Here is a 5,967-nt window from a genome sequence, read left to right as displayed (position 1 = left end):
CGTCCGCATAGGGCAGCGGTCGTGATGGCGCTGCTGAGTCCATCGGTTTCGCATGCCACCGGACGGTGCAGCATCGCAATGGACACCAGGTCTTTCCTTTCTGCCAAAGGCGCCCAGCCAAGCAGCAAAGCAGCGCCGACCTCGCCACTGTTCTCCTGCGGCATGCCATGCAGTTGAACCGCGACGAATAAGGTGAACGTCTCCAAGGCCGGCCCACCGTACTCATCCAGCCAGGTATCCAGCATCATCAGCCCCTCTTTGGCAGGCAGCAGCATTACCTCCGCCTGGCGAAGGCCACCGTTGTTCCAGCACGATTTCCATACTTCACGAAGTCGTTCTGGCTCAGCGTCATCTGGCAACTGCAATCGCACGTCGAATGGCACCTTGGGCGGCAAGGCTCGCAGCGGTTTGTCAATTGCCTTTAAAAGCGCCTCGAATGTCTGCCGATAACGGTCGGCCTCCTTTTCGTCTGCGCCGGTCTCAGCCATTGCAAGTCGAGCATGACGAATCGCCTGCATGCGAGGCTTCGGCACACGTGCCCGCAACGCCGATTCCCGCTGCGCAATCCGCGCCGAGACACCATTCGGCTCCATGGCACACAGATACACGGCGCCGAGCACTGCCAGTGGCTCGGCGCCAAAAGCGATGGCTTCCGCACGGTCCTCCAACCGGACTACCTCCCTTGCCGCCAGATAATTACTCTCTTCTTCATAAAAGTGCAGGCGAAAGCCAAACAAGACACACCATGCCAAGCCCGGATATCCAACCAACTGCATCCAGAACCATGGCGTGCCCGTGGGTTGGTTCTTCGGCCAGTTAAGCAATGTCCAGGCGACACCAGTTGCCAGAACCACCACCAGGAGCGTCAGCCACACGATCGGGTTCGGCGACGAAGGTTGATCCTCTGCACGAGAAGGGTCCGGAAAATCAATGGGCATCGGTCATCAGTTTCAAAGGAGACTCGAAATCAGCTTGCAGCCACACATTGCGCGATAACCATGGCGTGCGATCGGAACGCCTTGATCCTTCATGGATTCATCGCCGTCAATAATCAGGTTGGGCCGCACATTGGGGTGCTTGGGGCAGGATACCTGGTCTCCCTTGCGGGCCACCGCGCGACCGCTGTACCGCATGGTCGACGAAGCACTGATGACCAGGCCGCCATGATTGGTAGCATCACCAAACCGGATAAGATCCATATTTCTTCTCAACTCGAATACCGAAAAGTAATTACGACCCCGCGCACTTCACCTCGGCGGGTGATTCCGTCAGAACGGACCTTAATGTTTCTCCTGTGGAGGCGGTTTTCCCGAGGCTCCCCAGATGCTTTGGCCTATCGTATCAACCGTCTCGGGGAAAACATAACCCGACCTTCCAGAATTCGGGCAGAATGTCACGGACTTATACTTCCGCGGCTTTCTTTCCGTCGCCAGATAGCACCTATCCATAAACTGGTAAAATCGGTAACCTGTCCTTTTTTTTCCAGATAGACTTACCTCGTAGCCACTATCGTCAATCATAATATAATTTTTTATTTTGTTTTTTTCATCATATGGTAGATAAGATGGATTTAGTGGTGGATCTGGGTCTTCGATGACAGAACCGATGAAAAATATTACGCGGAAGGGCGGCTTTCCCTTCCACTCTGACAGCTCATCCAGCGAGATGAAATCTCTCTTTTTTGCAATCGCTGACGGCTCCCTTAGCGAATTGATGAATGGATAAATAACATCATCATCTTTTGAAATCCGATATTGCTCGCAGGCGATATCTATCATTAAGAAATCGCCTTTTTTTAATTTTCCCACGGAGTTCCTAACGGCTAACGCACATTTCGGCTCAAAAAGTGTGTCGTAATACACCTTTTTCCCGTTGTAGATTGCGAATTTGTCAGTTTTCGCATCGGCATGCGAGAGGCCGAAAAGCCCGCACGCAGCAATAAAAAATATGAGCATTTTCTTCATTGATGACTATAAAAAAATAAATTACTCAAATTTGACTGTTATATGCATATGATTATCATGAGGTATCACCCAACTTCTCCATGGCGTATGCACTGCGCCCGACGATACTCCTGGATCCCCTCTAAGTTCCTCATATAGCGCCTCAAGTCTCCTACCTCCCGGACTTGCAGGAAACGCATTGCCYCTATCAGCAATCCCTTGATTGCGTATCACAAAATGAATATTTTCCTGCCCGTCATCAAAATGGGTGACATCCAACCCAACTCCCATCTTATGCAGCCTCGAACCCAGCATAGGCCGCCATGAGCTTGAGAGATCAACCGTATCGATACGGACGCGCCACGCAGCTTTCAGAAGAGCCGCAAATGCGCGCGGCGAGGTGCGACGTAAAGCTTGCTGGACGGTTGTACGATTGCTTGTGTAGACGGCATTGGCGACGGCCCTCTCAGTGAATTTTGCGGTAATACCCAGCGCGTCAATCCGGACATTAAATGGAGCCATCGAGCGGGAATTCACTCCCGCGCCATAGATCGGTTGAAGTACCACTGTCCAATTGACATCCAGCCTCTCAGTATTGCCACCGCCCTGCGCAGTTCTGGATAGCGTTTCTGGCGGGCAAAGGCGTGTGATTTCTTGGTCTGTGAATTCATGGCTGATGCTCAGCCACACGTCACCATTCAGATAGCCGTAGTATTCATCAGCCGATCCCGGTTTAGCCGCCAATGTATTTTCCGCTGGTGATTGACCAAGCTGGTTAGCATCAGAAAACCTCTCCTGCAAATCCGATCGCAGCTCGTAGACATTCACCCTACAGTGAGCGGAATTCGGCACCGTCCACGGAAATAGCTGAAACCTTCTATATCCTTGATAAGCATCGTTTGCAATATGCAAAGCGATTCTATTGACGTGATTCGGTATATTTATCGGTGGAAGAGAGTGCACCCAACGCGCACCGTCATGCAGCGTATTCGAGTGCACTTTCGGCCCAAAAGCCGCAGTCTGGCCATTGGCATTGTTATAAGGATAAATCACCTGGTTGGTATCGGCATCAACAACCACGAATGGCAGATTATTTAAATATGATGCCGATGAGGTTATGGCTCGATGTGTAACGTCGCCGCTGCCGTAAGCAGCTTCGTACATAGAATTACTCTCATCCAACGGCGCACAGTAAAAGACAAAACTCACCTTGCGCGTCAAGCAATTTACGTTTTGCGTCGGCTGATTTTGGGTACACATCATGGTCCCAATGGGAGTCTGGTTCGGGCCAGTCATCTATTGTCCTTTCTTGCTAAATGAGGTGGCTCAACAATCGTGGGGGTCGTCAAAGGGATCGTCATCGGCAATATGTGGATCGTGCTGGTGCAAAATCACGTTCTGCGGATTGGCGGTCCAGATGCGCTCGGTCATCCCGTTTTCGTCGGTCCTGCCGTGCCAAGCCAGCCCGTTTTCTGCTTCCAGTCGGTACGAATAGTTGGGTAGAATGGCCCCACTGCGATCGCGCACCGTAAATTGCGCACTGAAGCCTTTCTCCCCGGGAAGCCCCGGCAACGGTATCGACATGGACGCTGGCCCTGGCTTATCCCAGAAAGCGCATTTCTCCAGAATATCGCCCGGCGTACCGTTCTCGATGCCCTCTGGGGTGATTCGGATGTAGGAGCCTCCCGCGCCAAGCCAGACCTCCTTTTCGGCCGACAGAATTAGCTTGCCATCAACACTGATGATCTTCAGGTCCTTCAGCGCCGTCAGGTGCATCTCGTCGCTCTGCGCCTGGATCTCGACCTTACCCTTGGCGGCAAAGAGTTTTATGCCAAGTTTTCGCGCGAATAGCGATATCGCTTCGCCCGCAGCCACAGTGAATTTCTTTAGAACGCCGATATCGGCGTTGCCGCTAGCCGTGACGGTAACCTGTCCCTGCGCGGCCAGTTGCAGGTCATGCCCACTGGTTACAGCGACACCAGCCGGCGCGGTAGCCAACAGCACCGCTTGCTGTAGCTTGTCCAGGCGCTGCCCCAGGAATTGCCGCTGCTTTTCCACCTCGGCGGCATGGGCCTGCGCCATCCGTGCGCTCTCTGCGAGAGCCTGCATTTGGGCTAGCGCAGCATCCAGCTGCGCCTTGGCCTCCTGCATGTCCAGCTGCTGTCCACCGGCTTTCGGCTGCGCGTCCGCCGAAAGGAACAGCCCCTTGCCACCCCGGATCGCTCCCCAGGCGTCGGTGCGCAGCTCAAAGCCCTCCCCCCCGCTTTTTCTTGTTGCGATCAACGAGGTAGCCAAGGTTGAGCTGGGTCTTGCCACCATAYTCGGTGGARAGCTTGATGCTCTCCTCTCCCTTCCAGTCCTCCATGCGCAGCTTGTTGTTGCTCTGCGTCCTGATCAGGTTGCGCGACAGCCACCGGTCCCGRGTGGTGATCAGGTCCTCTTGCCGGCTGTTATGCAGCGCRTGCGCGATATAGGGCTTGTTCGGGTTGCCGTCGCGAAAGGCAATCGCRACTTCGGTGCCGTCGATGAGCGGGAAGTGGAACCCGGTTTGCAGGCCGCCGGCATACGGTTTTGCYAGGGGTATGGCCTCACTTTCCATGCCCTTCGGCCATKGCTCAAAATCGAAATCGAAGCGGACGACGTAGTGGCCCGCTTTTGTCAGGTACGCGTATTTGTATTGGCCGGGCGAGGTGATGCGCGCGCTCAGCGTGCCCTGGATTTTCGGCCAGTTTTCCTCGTCCAGCGGCAGGCGAAAGCGCCGGTCCGACGGGATGGCCTTGTAGGTRTTGCGGTAAGCGGCATCACGCCCCCCGGTATGGATGACTTCGGTGATGACCTGGCCGTTGGGGGCYTCRGCCAATGGCTCATCCATGCGCAGGATGCWGCCGGKRTGCAGCCTGAGCACGTTGCTCTCGCCCGCATAGACAAGCTGGCCGGCCAGCAGGGCCTCGTGGCGCAGCTGCGCCTCCCACTTCGCCTCGGCCTTGTCCAGATGATGCGTGCCGTAGATATACTGCTGGCCGTACGTTGTCTTGTCTTTACGCGCGACRTTGGCCTCGCCCTTGATGGGTTCCCACGCCTGATCCGGGTTGTAGTCGGCGACCAGGACCGATTCGGGCACGGTCTTGGCGTGCACCTGGATGTCGGATACCGCCTCGATGCCGGCTTCCAGGCCGGCGGTCTCSCGATAGGGCACGCGCAGTTCGGGCTGGTAGACGTAGTGGTCGATGTCGTCGCCGAAGACGATCATCTCGCCGAACTTTCCCGGGATKAAGTAGCAATACAGCCCTTCCTGGCGCATCAGCAACTGGACATATTCCCAGTCGGATAGCTGGTACTGGAAGCGGAATTTGTGCTGGGYATACTCGCGGCGCRSCTTGATGGMAAACTGGTGGCCCCGGAGTTCGTGCCGGCGCAGGATAGCCTCGATGATCTGGGGGGCCGTCTTGTTCTGGTAGATGCGCGTGGTCCGGACGAGTTCGAGCCGCGCGGCCAGTGGCCGGAGCACGATTTCGTAGGCGAAGAAATCGCGCGTGCGTTTCGTGCGTGAGAACGTCGATATCCACCCCGCGAACCGGCGCGGTTCGCTGCCGTCGCCGGGGTCGATCACGAAGGTCGCGTCACAATTGAGGTATTCCGCCCGGTCGAGTTCCAGCGGGTGGGTTAGCCGGATCGTGACGGTGTAGATCTCTCCCAATCGCTCCACTGCCTCGAACGACACTACCGACAGTTCCGCCGCGCTGGCCGCGCGAGGAATGTCCAGATGGTAAGCCTGGCGCCCGGGCATCCTTGTGCCGTATGCCTCGAATTTGTCGATAACGCCCATGTCTTCTCCGTTGTCACGCCTGCCGCTTCGCGGCAAGCTTCGTGGCGGATTGGTTGCGCACGCCAGGAACGACAAGTGACTAGGTGCTTGGCATCGCGGCGCGCCATGCAACCACGTTTATTCGAAGTCCGGGCTGCGAAACGCTGCGAGCTTGGTGCTCGGGCCCGATTCTGAAAACATGCTACTGGGTGAGTGCGG

4 protein-coding genes and 1 pseudogene are annotated in these 5,967 nt (G+C 55.9%); all 5 read right to left on the bottom strand.

All coding sequences use genetic code 11. The annotated features are described in order from the left end of the window. A partial coding sequence (locus AC1DKD_RS39390) for a hypothetical protein (RefSeq protein WP_477144577.1) occupies nt 1-938 on the bottom strand: 938 nt, incomplete at its 3' end. Between the two features lie 12 nt (nt 939-950). Further along, nucleotides 951-1,199, bottom strand: coding sequence for a PAAR domain-containing protein (locus AC1DKD_RS39385; RefSeq protein ID WP_441637415.1), 249 nt, complete (start codon nt 1,197-1,199; stop codon nt 951-953). An 81-nt stretch (nt 1,200-1,280) separates the two neighbouring features. Then, nucleotides 1,281-1,964 (bottom strand): hypothetical protein, encoded by a 684-nt coding sequence (locus AC1DKD_RS39380; protein WP_477144576.1) that lies wholly within the window; start codon nt 1,962-1,964, stop codon nt 1,281-1,283. A 21-nt stretch (nt 1,965-1,985) separates the two neighbouring features. Then, nucleotides 1,986-3,239: a hypothetical protein gene (locus tag AC1DKD_RS39375; protein WP_441637411.1), complete on the bottom strand. Its 1,254-nt coding sequence runs from the start codon at nt 3,237-3,239 to the stop codon at nt 1,986-1,988. 30 nt (nt 3,240-3,269) lie between these two features. Further along, a pseudogene (locus AC1DKD_RS39370) lies at nt 3,270-5,769 on the bottom strand (type VI secretion system Vgr family protein). Nucleotides 5,770-5,967 lie beyond the last annotated feature (198 nt).

The organism is Cupriavidus sp. 05T313, from assembly GCF_056396665.1.
Note: the sequence above shows the minus strand (reverse complement) of the source record. Positions and strands in the feature narration are given on the sequence as shown.